At 43.9% G+C, this 17,237-nt stretch carries 9 protein-coding genes and 2 pseudogenes; 4 read left to right on the top strand and 7 right to left on the bottom strand.

The features are described 5' to 3' along the window. Positions 1-66: 66 nt before the first annotated feature. Positions 67-1,149 carry an AAA family ATPase gene (locus QUA42_RS26225; RefSeq protein ID WP_333141424.1) on the top strand — a complete coding sequence of 361 codons (1,083 nt, stop codon included), beginning with the start codon at positions 67-69 and terminating at the stop codon, positions 1,147-1,149. 581 nt (positions 1,150-1,730) lie between these two features. Here QUA42_RS26225 and QUA42_RS26220 read toward each other — a convergent pair. The 5 genes from QUA42_RS26220 to QUA42_RS26200 form a co-directional block, all read right to left on the bottom strand. Next, complete coding sequence (locus tag QUA42_RS26220; protein WP_333141422.1) at positions 1,731-3,110, bottom strand: C45 family peptidase; 1,380 nt, start codon at positions 3,108-3,110, stop codon at positions 1,731-1,733. 26 nt (positions 3,111-3,136) lie between these two features. Further along, positions 3,137-4,558 (bottom strand): flavin-dependent monooxygenase QhpG, encoded by a 1,422-nt coding sequence (gene qhpG / locus QUA42_RS26215; protein WP_333141420.1) that lies wholly within the window; start codon positions 4,556-4,558, stop codon positions 3,137-3,139. A 168-nt stretch (positions 4,559-4,726) separates the two neighbouring features. Further along, positions 4,727-6,067: a radical SAM/SPASM domain-containing protein gene (locus QUA42_RS26210; RefSeq protein ID WP_333141418.1), complete on the bottom strand. Its 1,341-nt coding sequence runs from the start codon at positions 6,065-6,067 to the stop codon at positions 4,727-4,729. 36 nt (positions 6,068-6,103) lie between these two features. Further along, positions 6,104-7,870 (bottom strand): ferritin-like domain-containing protein, encoded by a 1,767-nt coding sequence (locus QUA42_RS26205; RefSeq protein ID WP_333141416.1) that lies wholly within the window; start codon positions 7,868-7,870, stop codon positions 6,104-6,106. A gap of 32 nt (positions 7,871-7,902) precedes the next feature. Further along, a complete protein-coding gene (locus QUA42_RS26200; protein ID WP_333141414.1) occupies positions 7,903-9,528 on the bottom strand; it encodes a hypothetical protein in 1,626 nt (541 codons plus the stop codon). A gap of 374 nt (positions 9,529-9,902) precedes the next feature. On the opposite strand from QUA42_RS26200, the gene QUA42_RS26195 reads away from it, so the two are divergent. Then, positions 9,903-15,293, top strand: a complete 5,391-nt coding sequence (locus QUA42_RS26195; RefSeq protein WP_333141412.1) for an AAA family ATPase — start codon at positions 9,903-9,905, stop codon at positions 15,291-15,293. A 163-nt stretch (positions 15,294-15,456) separates the two neighbouring features. Here QUA42_RS26195 and QUA42_RS26190 read toward each other — a convergent pair whose 3' ends face one another. Next, positions 15,457-15,918, bottom strand: coding sequence for a hypothetical protein (locus QUA42_RS26190; RefSeq protein WP_333141426.1), 462 nt, complete (start codon positions 15,916-15,918; stop codon positions 15,457-15,459). Here QUA42_RS26190 and QUA42_RS27920 point away from each other — a divergent pair. Continuing rightward, on the top strand, positions 15,857-16,327 hold the full coding sequence (locus QUA42_RS27920; protein ID WP_445301375.1) for a hypothetical protein: 471 nt from the start codon (positions 15,857-15,859) through the stop codon (positions 16,325-16,327). The two genes, QUA42_RS26190 and QUA42_RS27920, sit on opposite strands and share 62 nt — an antisense overlap. Here the strand turns inward: QUA42_RS27920 and QUA42_RS26180 are convergent. Further along, positions 16,224-16,634 (bottom strand): annotated as a pseudogene (locus QUA42_RS26180) (transposase family protein); the annotation flags it as partial. The gene QUA42_RS27920 and the pseudogene QUA42_RS26180 sit on opposite strands and share 104 nt — an antisense overlap. A gap of 41 nt (positions 16,635-16,675) precedes the next feature. Here QUA42_RS26180 and QUA42_RS26175 point away from each other — a divergent pair. Next, positions 16,676-17,237, top strand: a pseudogene (locus QUA42_RS26175) (IS630 transposase-related protein); the annotation flags it as partial.

Raw genomic sequence — 17,237 nt, 5'->3', positions numbered from 1 at the left:
CAAATCTGTTCGTTGTCATCTTACAATTTTATTCTTGAAGCCCTATTCTATGCAGCTTCATATTAAATTGGTATCACAGCACCTACTAACAAAGCAGTCGGCATCCTCAGAAAAATGGCAGCGTCTCAAGGCATTTTCGGAGTTGATTTTCTGACGATACACCAACTTTTAGGGTTAGGCATGGTCAGAAAAGAACAAGAAAAAGCTTTGTCACAGACAAGTTCCAGCAGCCTTCACCTCTACGATATCATCTTCCTCGACGAATGTTCGATGGTTGGAAGCGAATTGTGGAAATGGATAGAACGCAATTTTGAACGCACATTCTTCAATCACCGCAAGTTAATTTTAATGGGGGACCCCGCTCAACTCAATCCTGTAGGAGAAAAAAAGTCGCCTGCTTTTAGCATTACCAATAAAGCTGTACTGACCCAAGTTGTCAGGCAAGCAGGGGAAAGCCCTGTGCTCGATTTCATAACAGAATGCCGCTCTTTTGTCAATAACAAAGCAGACATATATTTGCCGCATTCCAAATACAAAAAAGGAGACAAGTCAAACGGTGCATTCAAAGTCAAATCAGAAACGCTGCTGCAATATGCCGTCAAAACGATTGATCGAGAATTTAGTCAAAATCCCGATCGTTTCAGAATTCTGTGCTGGACTAACAAACGAGTCAACTACTACAATCAGCTTATCCGAGAACAAGTCTACGGTCAAGCTGCATCCAGATTTGTACCGGGAGAAAGGCTAATTACCAAAAAACCCGTCATGGCACCTGACGGCAAAACCGTAATTTTGCCGACTTCAACGGAATTTACCGTCAAGGAAGTTGAGATTAACCAGCACTCCGGCTATCGAGTTTGGCTGCTAAAAATTGTGACTGATGACGGTTTATTTCGGCAAATCTTTGTCCTGCACGAGTCCGAAAATAAGCGCTACCAGGCTGAACTTAAAGAAAAGCTCAAGAGTGCTAAACGCAATGGATTTCTTTGGAGGAAATATTACTGGTTCAAAGATGACTTGTTTGCTGAAATTGACAATTGCTTTGCTCTGACTATTCACAATTCGCAAGGCAGCACTTTTGATGAAGTTGGCATTGACGGAAGCGACCTTTTCAGCAGATTGTTAATCGGCAAAGATTTGAGCAGTTAACAGAAACTTAAAGAGTACCATCGACTTTATTATGTCGGTGCAAGTCGCTGCCGATATCGGATATTATTTGTTGCCCCCAATGACTCGTACTCAAACAATAAACTTTTAAACCAAGAGGTAAAGTTCTCAACCAAGAGGTAAAGTCCTCAACTAACAGGCACATACGTTTCTAGAAAACAGGCAGTAACACTCAACTTTCAAAAACCTTCTCCATCGGGACTTATGCTGCATGAATCAATCTTTACACTATCTGTAGTAGTAACGTGTGCCATCAGCACCCTACAAGTACAGGACTTACGTAACTGGCACAATTAGTAAGGTACGTTACTATCCCCAACCCTCGATAATCGCCTTATAACGAAAGTCTGACGCATCCTACAAATCGATTGGAGTCTGCCAGTTGCGTAAGTTTTAATATCAAATAAAACATGGGCTGCTGTTTAAAGACTCAAGAAAAATTTACTCAAAACAGGAAACTGTCTATCGACCGCTACTAATTTTTATCTGTTAACAGATTTAAGTTTCCCTAATGCAATGTTTTCTATAACTGTAAACGCAGAGCGACCATTTTTTGGCTAAATCTATCCCTCGTTACGAGCGGAAAAATTTACCCACGGCTGATGAGGTTTATCTCTGAGAAACTCACCTTGCCAAGCATACTGAGGCTGTTCTTCTAAAAATTGTTTAGCATTGAATGTTGAGCCGTCCGGATGTCCGTAGCGACCTAAGAAACTCATTTGTTTAGCCATCGTACTATCCGTTACTTTACCATCATTAGCTCCATAAGGATAGTAAGGCCCGAATTCTAGAGGATTAAAGGCAGCAGGATCGCGATCGAACCTAGCACAGATGGTGCGGTTTGATGAATTGTGTTCTTTGAGGTAAACATCGTAATCATCGGAAATCATTGCCATTGCAGATTCAATGTTAATTTTCCCGCAATACTCAGCCAGAAGTTGCTCCCAACGCACCCGACGCCCACCACTTTGGAGTAGGTTGGAATACCCTACGTTATCGCATTCTTGATTGCGAATTCTCGGATCTTCAACGACATTACATCCCCAGAAGTATCCTTCTTGCTTGCGGGTTATACCGACATATTTTAATCCCAATTCCAGCCGCGCAATCTCTCCTGTGCGGATATCTCCAATTAACCAGCTATTGGCATACCCCCCATTATTATTAACCTGCATTATCTCCATCCATTCATCAAGACTTTGGGCATATTGCATGGCTTTTCTGACTCGATAAAATTCAGGAGCTTTCTTTTCCTCATATCCAGAAAATCCAGCAATGCTGGTTTCGGCACCAATAATTCCAATACCTGTTAAAAAGAAGTCAGTACCGCTGTGCAAAAAACCGGGCGCACTCTGCATTAAAATGCTATTTCCCCGATCTGGATGAATATCCATGACGATATTCGCGGAGTTACTGTTGATGTATGTATCCCAAGTATTGTGAGCTAGAACAATTCCACCGTCTGCGGTTGTTTTGTCACCCGTAGCGATGAAGGAATTGCAGTGATGACCTCGCAGGAATTCTCCGGGTTGTGTATTTTTATGTTGGGGCCACCAATTACCCAACAGTTCTATATTAGCGTTCCAAGCTAAAATCTCTGGATAGGAAATTTCTACACCCGCCTTCAAAGCTCCAGCTACAATTCCCTCAAGCTCAGTTTTAAATTCCCCACCTAACTCGTCCTTGTTTAACCAATGATCGTATAGATCCATTGCTGCTTTCCCCAAGGACTCAAATGTATCTCCTGTATCCCAGTTACTGGTAAATTTAATCGTTTTTAAGGCTTCCTCTAGCTCTTTGGCAAGTAAATAGCCGTGCTGAAACCCTCGTTCAAATGGAGCACCTTCAATATGTAAAAATATCCAACCTGCTCTTTCAAAGCGATAGGCTTTTGATAAGTAGTTTTGTTCGGTTTGATTGAGATGAGCACGAGTGAAAGTCATTGTTTTTCCTTTTAATAATAGATAGGTTACGGGCAAAGCGGGACGAGAATATGTTGAGACCAAAACCATTGCAGCAATTGCCAACAAATCGGCAAAGTTTGCTGTTTTGACCATTTTTGCATCAATTCCAAGACAGTTTGTCCGGCAACCAATTCTTCGAGCAAGCTGGCGATCACAACGTTTCCCAAATAAGCTACAGGTCGATCTAATCCCGGATGGTGCAAGGCTTTAACTTTCTCAATTAAATTCCCTTGGATGACAGGTGCAAGCATCAGTTTTGCCGCGGGCGACAACTGGATGCGAGTGTTGAGGTTAAAGAGAGAAGTATTTAATTGCCATTCAGTTAGGTTTTGGATCGGGGGCTTATGGGCGCGACTTTGCCAAAAAGAAGTAGCAGGATAAATATCTTGTTCGGCATAAAATTGGGCCGCTGTTTTTTGATTGCCAACGACGGTTTCTCTCTGTCTGTCGCGATAAAAAGCAATCGCGGCATCGGTGCTATCTGGCTGGGTTAAAATTGTGTGTACTGCAATGCTGCCAGTAAACGCAGACATCATTGCCACTTGTACGCCTTGGGAAGACAACGGATCGATAGAAAGTGCCGCTTCACCAACTCGGATAAAATCTAGCCCTATCGGATTTGTGGTAAAATAAGACGAGGCATCGCAAATCTGCACCGGAGTTTCTAACTTGCCCTGCAAACAGTCTGGGAATAAAGTAGTTTTTGCTAGTATATCTTCATAGAATTTTTGCCGATCGCCTCCTATTTGGGCATACCGCTGCTTATCCAGAAAAACCGCTGCATTGAAAGTACCATTTGGTAAATATGCGCCCCAGAACCATTCATTTGCACCTGCTTCTACGCGACTTTCTACACCATGAAAACTGGTGTTTTTCCAATAACCGTACAATGCCAATGTCGCCGCAGAATAACGCTGTTTTTTCCCAGATAGGGGGCTGTGTTTTCCCGTCGCATCAACCAGAAACCGTGTTTTGATGGTGTAGTGGCGATCGCTCGAACGAACGGGAACCAACCATTGATATTGTCCTTGCCGTTGGGGAGGAGAGACACGTGCCGGTTGCAAAACACGTACCCCAACTTCTTTGGCTGCTTCTAATAGTAACTGGTCAAATCGACCGCGATCGACCTGAAACCCAGATTCTCCGGGGTGCGATTGCCAACTATTGTCGGTACTTGACCAACGAACTCGCGCGCGATTGCTTCTCAAAAAACCCGCCGCTTCGATTAGCGATCGCACCCCCAACAATTCAAACACCTGTATAATAGACGGCGGCAAAGACTCCCCGATGTGGGGGCGAGGAAATGTCGCTTGTTCGATCAAACAAACATTGTGACCTAAAAGTGCCAGCCTGCGAGCAATACTAGAACCAGCAGGCCCACCGCCCACCACACAAACTTCGGTTTCAATCGGGAAATTAGCAGTCATTCGATTTGAGATTTGAGAGTTGGGATTTTAGCTTAAAAATTGTCTCAATAAATCCGCTTTCTTTGCCTCTGCGTTAGGAACCTAGAAACTTAGTTTCTGCATAAATATCTAATTTCCAAGCAAAGATTTTTCATAGAATCCCGGTTGTTTTGCCTAAGTCCTGTTAATTCAAATAGGAATGCGATCGCCCATAAAATAAGCCGGACATTTTTCTAATATATTGACGTAAGTTTGCAAGCAAAAATGCAACCAGCCTCGAATATAATCACAAGCAGGTCTACCGCGATGAATCACCTCATAATGGCATCCACCGCTGCACAAATAACGCGCCCAACAGCTATTGCAAGGTTCTTGACGATCGACTTGTCTTTCTGCCAACCACCGATCTTGTTTTTCTCGATCGATCCCATTTTTCAGACTGCCCATAAAACCAGCCTCATCATCGACAAAGCGATGACAAGCAGAGAGATTCCCCTCCGCAGAGACCCCCATATATCCTGCACCTGCACCGCAAGGGTATGGTCTATGAGTGCCTCGATGAATGTGTTGTATTGCTGAAGTTATATTGGCAAAGGGATAGCGGTTTCCTGCAATTGTTTGCCGCTCGAACTCTTGCCCGCAGTCAATCATTTGTGCGAGCATCACTTGGAGACCTTCTGTTTCTATTTGCTCGCGTCCTGTTGGCGAACTCAGCATGGGAGAAAAGCCGATACTGTGAAATCCCAAACCGATAAAATGCTCCAAGGTTTCTCGCAGGTACAAATTTTTAGGTGTTACCGTAACGCGGGCGGAAACTTGCATTTGTCGTTGCTGGGATAGTAACGGTTTAATATTAGCCATGACTCGCTCGTAACTGCCTTTGCCACTTTTGAACGAACGGGTGCGATCGTGAACTTCCCCCACACCATCCAAACTTACTGTTATGGCAAATCCATACCGTTCAAAAAAGTCTGCATCCTCTGGTTCAAGCAAAGTACCATTCGTTGTAATTGAAAAGCCAATTTTCACACCTCTTTTTTGGGATAAATCAAAAGCTAACTGAGTGGCAGCATGAATTAATTGACGATTTACTAAAGGTTCTCCCCCCAAAAAAGAGAGATTCACGCGCTCTTCGGGTTGCGCTTCCTCAAATAATCGCTCCACAGCCGCTTTTGCCACCTCCCAAGACATATTTTTGGCCGCCCCCCCGAAACTGCCTTCTTGGGCGTAACAATAAGTGCATCCCAGGTTGCATTTCTGGGCAACAGCGAGGGACAGTGCTTTTAATGGCGGTTGTGACAACGGTTGACCGTCTATAAAGGTTTTGGCAGTCAATCCGTATTGTTGGAGAAGGATCTCGACGGTATCGGTATTTTGTTGGGCTGCAGCCTCTATTTCTTGTTGCAATTTTGGCTCTATTCCATAAACTTGAGAGCCATCGGCAATCAGCATATGTAAGCCATATTCTGTGTCAAAAAAATGAAATTTTGACAATACTTCCGAACCATCACTCAAGTAATTCACGCGCATAAATATCTCAAAGGAAGTAGAAAACCCAACCTAAAATTAGTCTTCCCAGAAGGGAATACCAATGCCCTGACGTGCCAGTTCATCGGCAATTTGATTCAGCTTAGTCATCGCCTCCCTAGCAAAATGAGTTTGTTCGCCTCCTGCGTGAAAGTCTTTGTCAGAGAAACTAGAGTAGGCGTTGTAAAGTTGAGGAAGGATAATGTCGTTATACAATTTGAGGGCTTCATTAGCCTCATTATGCCTTCCTACTCGGACATTGCGGAGGTAAAGATCGGGTCTATCTTTCGGGTAAGCTTTTAGAGCCTTCTTAATATCGCGGAAGTGGCTGAAATGCTGCACGCCGTCGGTGTCAATCCGAATCGCCAGTTCGTATAAATGATTCAGATGTTGATATTCCGGTTGGCGCAAAGTGGCAACAACCCGCGCGTAAACTCCTTCAATATATCCGCTCGGTTTTTCGACTTTAATAAAGTCCTCTAGCGTTTCTAGAGTGAGCGGACGGAGTTGTCTGGGGCGCGGCTCGTTATGACGACCGATCGGGATTTCGGTAGCTGGACTCAAAACGGGTTCGTAAAACTCAATTAATCCAGCTTGGTAAAGTCCCCAAAGCAATTGGTTGACCCAACGCAGGTGAGTCATTTCACCCGCTGCTACCATCATCAGAAAATGCCGCATGAAAGTGACATCTGACTTGAGAGTAGGCCAGACTTCGCCTTCAATTTCTTCAGGTGTTTTAATAGAATAACGAGCATACAAATATTCCAAAGCCAGAGCCATTTCTAATGGAGCTAATTTGTCTTGCAGTTCGGCTGCCAATTCTTCGGGGGAACCAAACGGTTCGGGGTCAGCGTGGCGGGGTTCAGGTTGGTAAGTTTCTCCAATTTCATGACCTTGCAATACAATATTTAACTCTTCCCAGCGTTGGTTGATTTGGAAATGGTCGAACTGGAAGGGGCGATTTTTGTTGATCGTATTCATCGCTGCTGCTATGCCAGAGGGCGATCGGTCTTCGCGCAACCAGTCAATGGGAGTATTGGCTTTAATGGGATTAGCTGACTCGCCATCGGGCAGAATTTCTTCATCGGGAGCGATCGCACCATACACGACATCTGGATGATTAGAAGCCCAATAATGACAAGCACAATCGCGGAAATCATGCGTCCAAGGGGAACACAAACTCTGTCCCAATTCTCCGGGAGAGTAAGCAAGGTCAATAACTCCTGTTTTCGGATCGACGTAACGCCGCCGCCAAGCTGTCAATTCGATGAATGATGGGGAGTCGGTATCGCGCCGGATCAATTTAATTTTCAAAGCAGCAGGTTCTGGTTTTAAGCTACTGACTAAACGCCAGACGACTAAACCTTGCAAGGGAGTGCGGCTGCCCTCTTCGCTATATTCGTACATGAAAATTTCTTTCCCGTCCTGCTCGATCGAGTGCAGGTACCAGGTTCCCGCAGCCAAATTTGCTCCCTTATCTCCAGACAGTTCTCGGTAAAGTTCGGCCACTTTGGGGTTGCTGCGATTCATTTGGGGATCGGTTAAATCGACATAAATCAGCTTTGCCCCTCGCCGCTGCGGTTCGGTATAAGGAGGTGAATTATCAGCCAAGTCAACAAAGGTAAAAAGCAGCCCTGGAAAAAATCGGCGATCGAGGGAAGGAACGTGCATTTCCAACCCCGGATAACAGTTACCTACCCCAGACTCCAAGCGGGTGGTGACAGGATTGCCTGCTACTTGATAGGCAGCCCTCGCAGTTAAATTGCGGGGAAAAATTTTCTTTGCTGGGTTATTTTTTTCAGCCATGACAACTCCCTTCTTGGTTGGATTTAAAACCGCTATTTTGCTTGCGGTTCGTTCAACAGTTTCACTAATGCCATCAATTCCTCATACTGCCGTCGAGTCAGAGATAGAGGATTTTCATCTGAGTCGCGCATATAGGGCGGCATCCGCATATCGTAGAGTTTGTCGCGCAAAATGCGAGGGTCGCGGAAATCAGGGTTGGGTTCAACATCCGGTCGCGGATTATCTGTTAGTTGGTGGAAATGACCGAAGGGAGGACGGATCAGTCGCTCGATGTGCCTTTGGTGGCTGCGGAAAAAATGGATTAGGGTGTCAATATCGGTGAGGGGCGTGTGAACGAAGTGAGCGACATCTTTAAAGGGCAAGCGATCACGTTTAACGCTAATGCTCTCTTCTTGAGGTGCTGAAGAAATTAGCAAGTCCGGGCTTTTATCTACATAGGGAACATCTTCCCGCGACAAACTCCGCTTGTCGATCTGGGGCATACCCGGAAAGTTAGTAGGCTTTTGGTCGTTGGAATCATTTTCGCGAATCGAACGGGTGCGTGCTGAATCCAGACTCATCAAGCTTACGGTTTCATAGATGCGGTGGAATAAATCTTGAATTTCTTCTGCCGTTACTTGCTCAGTGTCTTTATTTACCTGTACTGAATCCAGATCCCGGTTGGCGAGGTCATCGGCGATCGAGTAAAACGGACGGCGATCCGGAGCAAAATCCGGTGGGCCGACCAAGACTCGCGCCGTAGCAACGTAACGCTCGGAGGCGATCGCCAGGTAAGCTTCAATAACGGCATCGCAGCTATCATCTACCACTCCCCAGGAACAGTTATCCCCCACATTCGCGCCGTCATAACTATCGGAGGGTAAAGCATCGTCGTATTCTCGTCCCAAAATATACTTTGACCACACCGTATTTTCGTTTAGGATGCGATTTTCTGGCGATACAATTTCATGAACGCGACCCGCTTCTGAAAGAGGCGCTGCTGCTTCACCGGGGGGTAACCCAGAAGCTGGTCCTGCGATCGCGCTTGGCGGGCCGTAGACTTTTCCTTTAGCAGGAGTGAAGCGAACGCGCAATTGACTCAAGTCTACCCCCAACTTGGTTTCGGGAGTCGGACGCATGACTTGGAAGTGACCCAGAGGAATGGGATGGTCTTTCAAAACTAGAGGTGCTTGACCCGCAGTGTGACGGCTGTATGCTAGCAGGGGGTAACGCTTGCAATCCTGGCCAGCCACTTCTACCATTGCGGTGTAGGAACAAGCGGGATCGCCCGTGCGGTAGGAAGCTTTCCGGTTTCCTGCTGTTATCCGATACCGAATGTTTTCAGTGGAAGCACCCAACTCGGCTAGCAATTTTAAGGTCAGGGGCACTTCCTTAACTGTGCCATCCTTGCCTGACTGAACCGTTACCCACAACTCAAAAAAGGGAGCAACAGGTCGCAAGGACTTGCCATCTCGAAAGCGAATCGACTGAGGTAGGTCAGGACACAGAGAGCCATCTTCTCTGACTTCTAAGCTGACTTGGGGGGTTATAATGGTCATATCGCCCCCAAAGACGCTCGGATCTTCTGTCCAAGTGAAACTTTCCATTGGTGTATCGCTGCTACCTAAACGCGCGATCGCCATCGGTGGTAGAAAGAACACCTCTAAAATTGTATCCATCAACAACTCCCCGAAGATACCCGTTCAGTTTGAGCCTTGTACTGATTTTTAAATCGCACCCATTAATTTATCTGCGTGCCAACAATATTACTCATACAAGTTATTAGTCCCCTCGATCGAGCAAAGAAATTTATGAATAATTAATATATGATAATAAATCATAACAACACTTAATATTGGGGAGCTAGATTTTGTAGGTTTATTTGGTAAATAAAGGATAAAACTAATGTAATTTTATAAGCTCCAAGATTCATTCTTTTATCTAGGCTCAAAATTAGCCAAATATACAATACTGATACAGCCCTAAACTCGATGTATGATGTAGATCGCTAAGCCAAGAATTAAAAATTGTAAATTACCAATATCGAGTGAAAATGACAACTCTAAAAATTCCTGGCTATTACATCACCGAACAAATTTACAAGGGTAACAGAACCCAAGTTTACTTAGGGGTTAAAGAGTTAGACAGTCAACCAGTTGCCATCAAACTGCTTCAGTCGGAATATCCAACATTCACCGAACTGGTACAGTTCCGCAATCAATACACAATTGCCAAAAATCTCGACTTTCCGGGAATTGTCAAACATTTAAGCTTGGAAAACTATCGAAATGGTTTTGCTCTGATAATGGAGGATTATGGTGGCATTTCCCTGGCTAACTACCTGACTTCCCCGGTTCTTGAAAAAACAGGAAAAATTATCGATAACCTCGCTAACTTTTTTGACATAGCTCTTCAAATTGTCACGACGTTAGAAGGACTTTATCGCTGCCGAATTATTCATAAAGATATTAAACCCCAGAATATTTTAATTAACCCTCAAACTAAACAAGTCAAACTGATTGACTTCAGTATTTCCTCGCTTTTACCCAGAGAAAGCCAAGAAATTCAAAACCCCAATCAGTTAGAAGGCACCCTCGCTTATATCTCCCCAGAACAAACAGGACGCATGAATCGGGGGATTGACTATCGTACTGACTTTTACTCTTTGGGGGTAACTTTTTACGAACTGCTAGCGGGTCAGTTGCCTTTTCTATCGACAGACCCGATGGAATTAGTTCACTGTCATATTGCCCGTCAAGCCATTCCCCCCATTGCAGTAAATCCCGCCATCCCCCAAATTTTAAATGACATCGTAATGAAATTGATCGCAAAAACCGCTGAAGACCGCTATCAAACAGCTTTTGGGATTAAATACGATTTAGAAAAGTGTTTGGAACAGTATGCAGCTAGCGGTAAGATTGCACCCTTTGAATTAGGAAAAAGGGACATTTCCGAACGCTTCGTTATCCCAGAAAAACTTTACGGCAGAGAAACCGAAGTAGAAACGCTTTTAGCAGCATTTGAACGCATCAGTTCTGGCAATTCAGAAATCATGCTAGTAGCAGGATTTTCCGGCATTGGTAAAACTGCCGTTGTCAATGAAGTTCACAAACCCATTGTCCGCCAACGCGGTTATTTTATTAAAGGAAAATTCGACCAATTTAATCGCAATATTCCCTTTTGGGCCTGGGTACAAGCTCTGCAAAATTTAATGCGACAACTGCTGACTGAAACTGTGGCTGTTGTGCAGAAATGGAAAGCTAAAATCTTAGCCGCTTTAGGAGAAAACGGCCAAGTCATTATTGAGGTAATCCCCGAACTAGAACTGCTGATAGGCAAGCAACCACCCGCCCCCGAACTAGAAGGAAGTGCGGCTCAAAATCGCTTCAATTTGCTGTTTCAAAAGTTTATCCGAGTCTTCGCGACTCAAGAACATCCTTTAGTGATTTTCTTAGATGATTTACAGTGGGCAGATTCAGCTTCTTTGAAGTTGATGCAATTGCTTTTAAGCGATGGGGATACCCGTTGTCTGTTGCTAATAGGAGCTCATCGAGACAACGAAGTTTCTCCCGCACATCCACTGATGCTGACGTTAGATGAAATTAAGGAAACTAATGCGACGGTCAATCAAATTACCTTAGCACCTTTAGACCAACCTTCCTTAAACTGCCTCATTGCCGATACTCTGAGTTGTCCGCCAGAGCGAGCAATTTCTTTAACAGAACTGGTACTCCTAAAAACCAAAGGCAATCCTTTCTTTACGAATCAATTCCTCAAATCGCTTTACGAAGATGGATTAATATCGTTTGATTTTAGCTGCAACTATTGGCAGTGCGATATTGCACAAGTTAAGACAATTTCCGTCAGCGATGATGTTGTCGAGTTTATGGCAACACAGTTGCAGAAACTGCCGGAAAATACTCAAACAGTATTGAAATTAGCAGCTTGCATCGGCAACACTTTTGACCTCGCTACCCTAGCAATTGTCCGCGAAAAATCCCAAGCCGAGACAGCGGCTGACTTGTGGAAAGCTTTGCAAGAAGGTCTAGTTATTCCGATTAGCGAAGTTTACAAATTCTTCCAAAATGATTCCTCGATCACGAGTCAAGAGAATGTAGAACTAACAGTTCCTTACAAATTTCTCCACGATCGAGTGCAGCAAGCGGCTTATTTTCTAATTCCCGAAGACCAAAAACAATCAACTCACCTGAAAATTGGACGGCTGCTGTTGGCAAATACCCCCGAAACAGAACGGGAAGAGAAAATTTTTGATCTTGTTAACCAGTTGAATATTGCCGTCGATTTAATTGACAGTCAAACAGAACAAGAAGAACTGGTGCAGTTAAATTTAGTTGCGGGACGTAAAGCCAAAGCTTCTACAGCTTATGCCGCCGCGCTCGGTTATTTATCTGTAGGCATGAAACTGCTAACGGCAGATAGCTGGCAAACGAATTACGATCCAACGCTGGCACTGTATGAATTAGCCACTGAGTCAGCCTATTTGGGGGGTAACTTCGAGCAGATGGAGGTGTGGTCAGCACTTGTTTTGAACGAAGCTAAAACTTTGCTAGATAAAGTGAAAGTTTATGAAGTCAAAATTCAAGCCTACATGGCGCAAACCCGAGGTTTAGACGCGGTAAGAACGGGGCTACAAGTGCTGAAGCTTTTGGGGATAGATTTTCCAGAAAATACCCAACCATCAGATATTCAGCAAGCAATGGTGGAAACGAGAGAAAATTTGGGTTCTCGCCCAATCGAGGACTTGATTAACTTGCCAGCGATGACCGACCCAGAAAAATTGGCAGCGATGCAAATTCTTTCGAGTTTATCCTCTGCCACCTATATTTCTGCGCCTCACATGTATCCGCTGACGGTGTGCCATCGGGTGAATTTATCCCTGCAATATGGCAATGCTGCTTGGTCGGCTTTTGCTTATGCCACCTATGGGTTAATTATGTGCGGCGTCGTGGGAGATATTGAATTGGGTTATCAATTTGGTCTCTTAGCTTTAACAGTGGCTTCGGAGTTCAACGTTAAGGAAATTAAACCAAAAACATTCTTTATTTTTGGTGGTATGGTCGCCCATTGGAAAGAACCAGTCCGCAAAACATTAAAACCTTTGCTGGAGAGTTACCAAATTGGATTGGAAACTGGAGATTTAGAATTTGCAGCTTACAGTGCCTGTTACGCCTGTAACCATTTATATTTTGCTGGGGCGGAACTAACTGAATTAGAACGCGAAATGGCGTCTTACAGTCACGCGCTCAAACAACTCAAACAAATTGCCTCGTTTAATTATAATGAGATTTTTCGGCAGGCAGTGCTTAACTTATTAGGTGAGTCGGAAAATCCCTGCCTTTTAGTGGGTGAAGCTTATGACGAAGTAGAATTACTATCGCAACATTTAGAAGGCAACGACAGAAACGGATTGCACTATTTATATTTAAACAAGCTGATTCTCTGTTATCTATTTGAGGAATTGCCGCAAGCGATCGCAAATACTGCCAAGGCAGAGGAATATATTGATAGCGCGATCGCTCTTCTTTGCGTACCCCTATTCCATTTCTACGACTCCCTGGTACAGCTAGCGATTTGGACTGATTCACCCACAAGCGATCGCGAGCTAATTTTAGAAAAAGTAGCACACAATCAGCAAAAACTCAAGACCTGGGCTGAACACGCGCCGATGAATCACTTGCATAAATATTATCTGGTGGAAGCAGAACGGCATCGGGTTCTGGGTGAAAATGTGGAAGCAATGGATGATTACGATCGCGCTATTTCCATCGCCAAAGAAAACGAGTACGTAAATGAAGAAGCAATCGCCAACGAACTTGCCGCCAAGTTTTACTTAGCTTGGGGCAAAGAAACTATTGCTCAAACCTATATTGTAGCAGCTTATTACGCTTACTCTCGCTGGGGAGCCAAAGCAAAAATTGAAGATTTAGAAAAACGCTATCCTCAATTACTCGCCCCTATTTTTACTAGAAATCCAGGCGCGCAATTGGGCGATACAGTAACTCTGATGACTCATGAAATCGCCGCGCTAAAAGTTACAAGTAGCACTGGTACAGGTATTTCATCAGCTCTAGATTTAACAACAGTCATCGAAGCCTCTCAAGTCATATCTGGAGAAATTAATCTTGATAAGTTAATCTCAACTTTAATGAAAGTCGTGATGGAGAATGCAGGAGCAACAGGTGGCGCTCTGATTTTAGAACAATCGGGTGAATTATTTATCACCGCTCAATCGCTTGGTAGCGAGTGCCACTTGCAATCTATCTCAGTTGACAGCAGCCAAGAGATTCCGGTATCGATAGTCAATTATGTTTGGCGCACGGCTGAAACTCTAGTAATTAATGATGCAACTAAGGAAGCTAATTGGGCGGGCGAGCCTTATATTATCCAGCGTCATCCTAAATCGCTACTGTGTCTCCCCATTCAACATCAAGGAATTTGCCGTGGCATTCTTTATTTAGAAAATAATTTAACTAAGGCTGCATTTACAGCCGAAAGATTGGAACTTTTAAAAGTATTATCTGCTCAAGCTGCTATTTCGATTGAAAATGCTCGCCTCTATCAAAGTTTAGAAGAAAAAGTGCAACAGCGGACGGCTCAACTAGCTGATTCCAACCGCCAACTCGCCCTTGCCTATGAAGAAATTACTGCCCTCAACTCACGCTTGAAAAAAGAGAATATCCGCTTAAGTGCCGAATTAGATGTAGCGAGACAACTGCAACAAATGGTATTGCCAAAATCCTCAGAAATTGAGGCAATTGAAGACTTGGAAATTGCGGTTTTTATGGAACCTGCAGATGAAGTGGGTGGCGACTACTACGACGTGCTATCTAAGAATGGCAAAGTCTATTTCAGCATCGGCGATGTTACGGGACACGGGTTAGAAAGTGGTGTGATAATGATTATGGTACAAACCGCTGTCCGAACGCTTCAAGAAAGTAATGAAACAGACCCGGTGAGGTTTATGGATGTGCTCAATCGAACCCTTTACGGCAATCTCCAGCGGATGAATTCTGGAAAAAATATGACATTGGCATTATTAGAGTATCAAGATAGCACCCTCAATATCAGCGGTCAACATGAAGAGATAATAGTGGTGCGTACTGATAGCAGCGTCGAGCGGATAGATACGATATCTCTGGGTTTCCCCATTGGTTTGGATGAGGAGATTGCTGATTTTGTTGCCCAAACTCAAGTGTTGCTGAACCCGGGAGATGTAGTCGTGCTTTATACCGATGGGATTACTGAAGCTTTCGATATTAATCGAAAACTTTACGGTTTGGAGAGACTGTGCGAAGTCATATCCAGAAATCACCACCTAGGGGTAGAGGAAATTCGGCAAGTCGTAATTGAAGATGTGCGGCGGCATATTGGCGAGCAAAAAGTTTTTGATGATATTGCCTTGGTGGTGTTGAAGCAAAAGTAGGGGAGATTGTTTTTTGGGAATAATTAGGGCTTGCTGAATAAGTAGGAAAAAATCACCCGTAGCAATTGATCGGTTTTTCAAGCTCGGTCAACCATAATTTTTTATTGTCTATAGCTTACCCCATCATAGCTTTTGATAATGTCGATCCTTCAATCCTATGTCTTTAAGCGTGGGTTCCTTCCCCTTCTCCTTTTCCTTCTCTTTCTCCTTCTCCTTCCCCTTCCCACTCCTCTTTCTCAACAACCTGAATAAGTGCTGCTACCGCAGCGGCCAATCGCACCCCTGACACCAGACTAATTATGGCAAAATCTCGACTAACAGGAACATCCCATAAAGAGGAAGTATTGGAGAGAACAGTTAAGAAAAAACGCTCGACTGCCACAGCACATAATTCTGCCAAAACTGTGAAGAAATCAGTCAAACCAACAACTGAAACTGACTCGGTTTGCGAGCCCTTAACAATCTCTCCACAAAAAGTAGAAACCTCGCAAACTTGCACAAATTTTGCAGCACTTCCAGTCGTCGATGCTCCTTCTCTAGAAACATTATCAAATGAGGCGATATTGCCTTCTTCTTCCTCTTTCCCATTAGCTATTGAAGTTGCCTGCGATTCAAGAGAATTCAACGATTATGTACAGGCTCTGAAAAGTATTATTCCCAGCAATAGCAGCCATCCCATTTTGTCGAATATTTTGATTGAAGCTGATGCTGAAACTCAACATTTGCATCTAACTGCCTACAACTTAGAATTTGGAATGCAAGTGAGCTTTGGTGCGAATGTTAATCAATCTGGGAAGCTTACCCTCCCCGCACCCATACTTGCTGACATTCTGGGAAAATTTCCTAACGGCAGCCTTACCTTAAAGAGTTATTCTGAAATTATTAGACCTCTTGCAAAAAAGATATATGTTATAATCAGAAGTTTTAAATTTAGCCCCCTAGAGCTAACTCATAATTGTAAATTGCTGACAACAAATTACAACGCAGACCATAGCGGCGACGGCGATTCCGATAACGACTCGACAATATTTTAAAAATTTTGAGACTCCGATTAACGTGTTCAATCATAATTCGCTCCTGTGCTAGAACTCGATTGTAGTCTTTTTCTAGAAGAGAAAGTTTCCCATTTTTTGGTTTCTTTCTAGGGATATAACTATTAGGGTGGTAATCCTTTATCCCTTGATAGCCACTATCTTGTAAGCTATTTGTTTCTGGATAAAAATGAATTTTACTTGTTTTAAATAAGTTAAAGTCATGGCAATGCCCCGGTCCAAAAGCATTGCAAATAATTTCTTTTGTCTCTTGATTAATTATAGCAACCGCCAAGGCGGTTAGGGTGTAAACTGGAAGTAGTCTCTGATGCTGCCCCGATCGCACGACCCATGCCAAAACCCTACAGTTACGACCTACGTCAGAAAGTCATTCAAGCTATCAAACTAGATGGCTTAAAGATTAGTGAAGCGAGTATACTGTTTAATATCAGTTGCAACACAATCGGCTTATGGTGGAAGCGACAAACCGAAACAGGAGACTTTTTAGCATTACCTAATAAGCCAAACGGTAACGGTCATAAAATTAGTGATTGGGAGAAATTTCGTGAGTTCGCCAAGACTCATGGGGATAAAACTCAAGTTGAAATGGCCTCACTTTGGGATGGAGAAATTAGCTCACGCACAATCTCGCGGGCTTTGAGAAAAATTGGTTTTACTCGAAAAAAAAGACCTACGGCTACCGGGAGCGGGATGAAGTCAAGCGGCAGGCTTTTGTAACCGAATTGTCCACCATTCCCTCGGCTCAGATTGTCTATGTTGATGAATCTGGCATGGATAATAGAGACCAGTATGATTATGGTTGGAACGAACAGGGGCAACGGTTTCATGCACTGAAATCTGGGCGACGTGAGGGTAGGGTAAATATGATTGCTGCTCTATGTAACCAAAAATT

The organism is Microcoleus sp. Pol11C2, from assembly GCF_036701505.1.
Classification (GTDB): Bacteria; Cyanobacteriota; Cyanobacteriia; order Cyanobacteriales; family Microcoleaceae; genus Microcoleus.
This window is presented reverse-complemented; position numbering and strand designations above follow the sequence as displayed.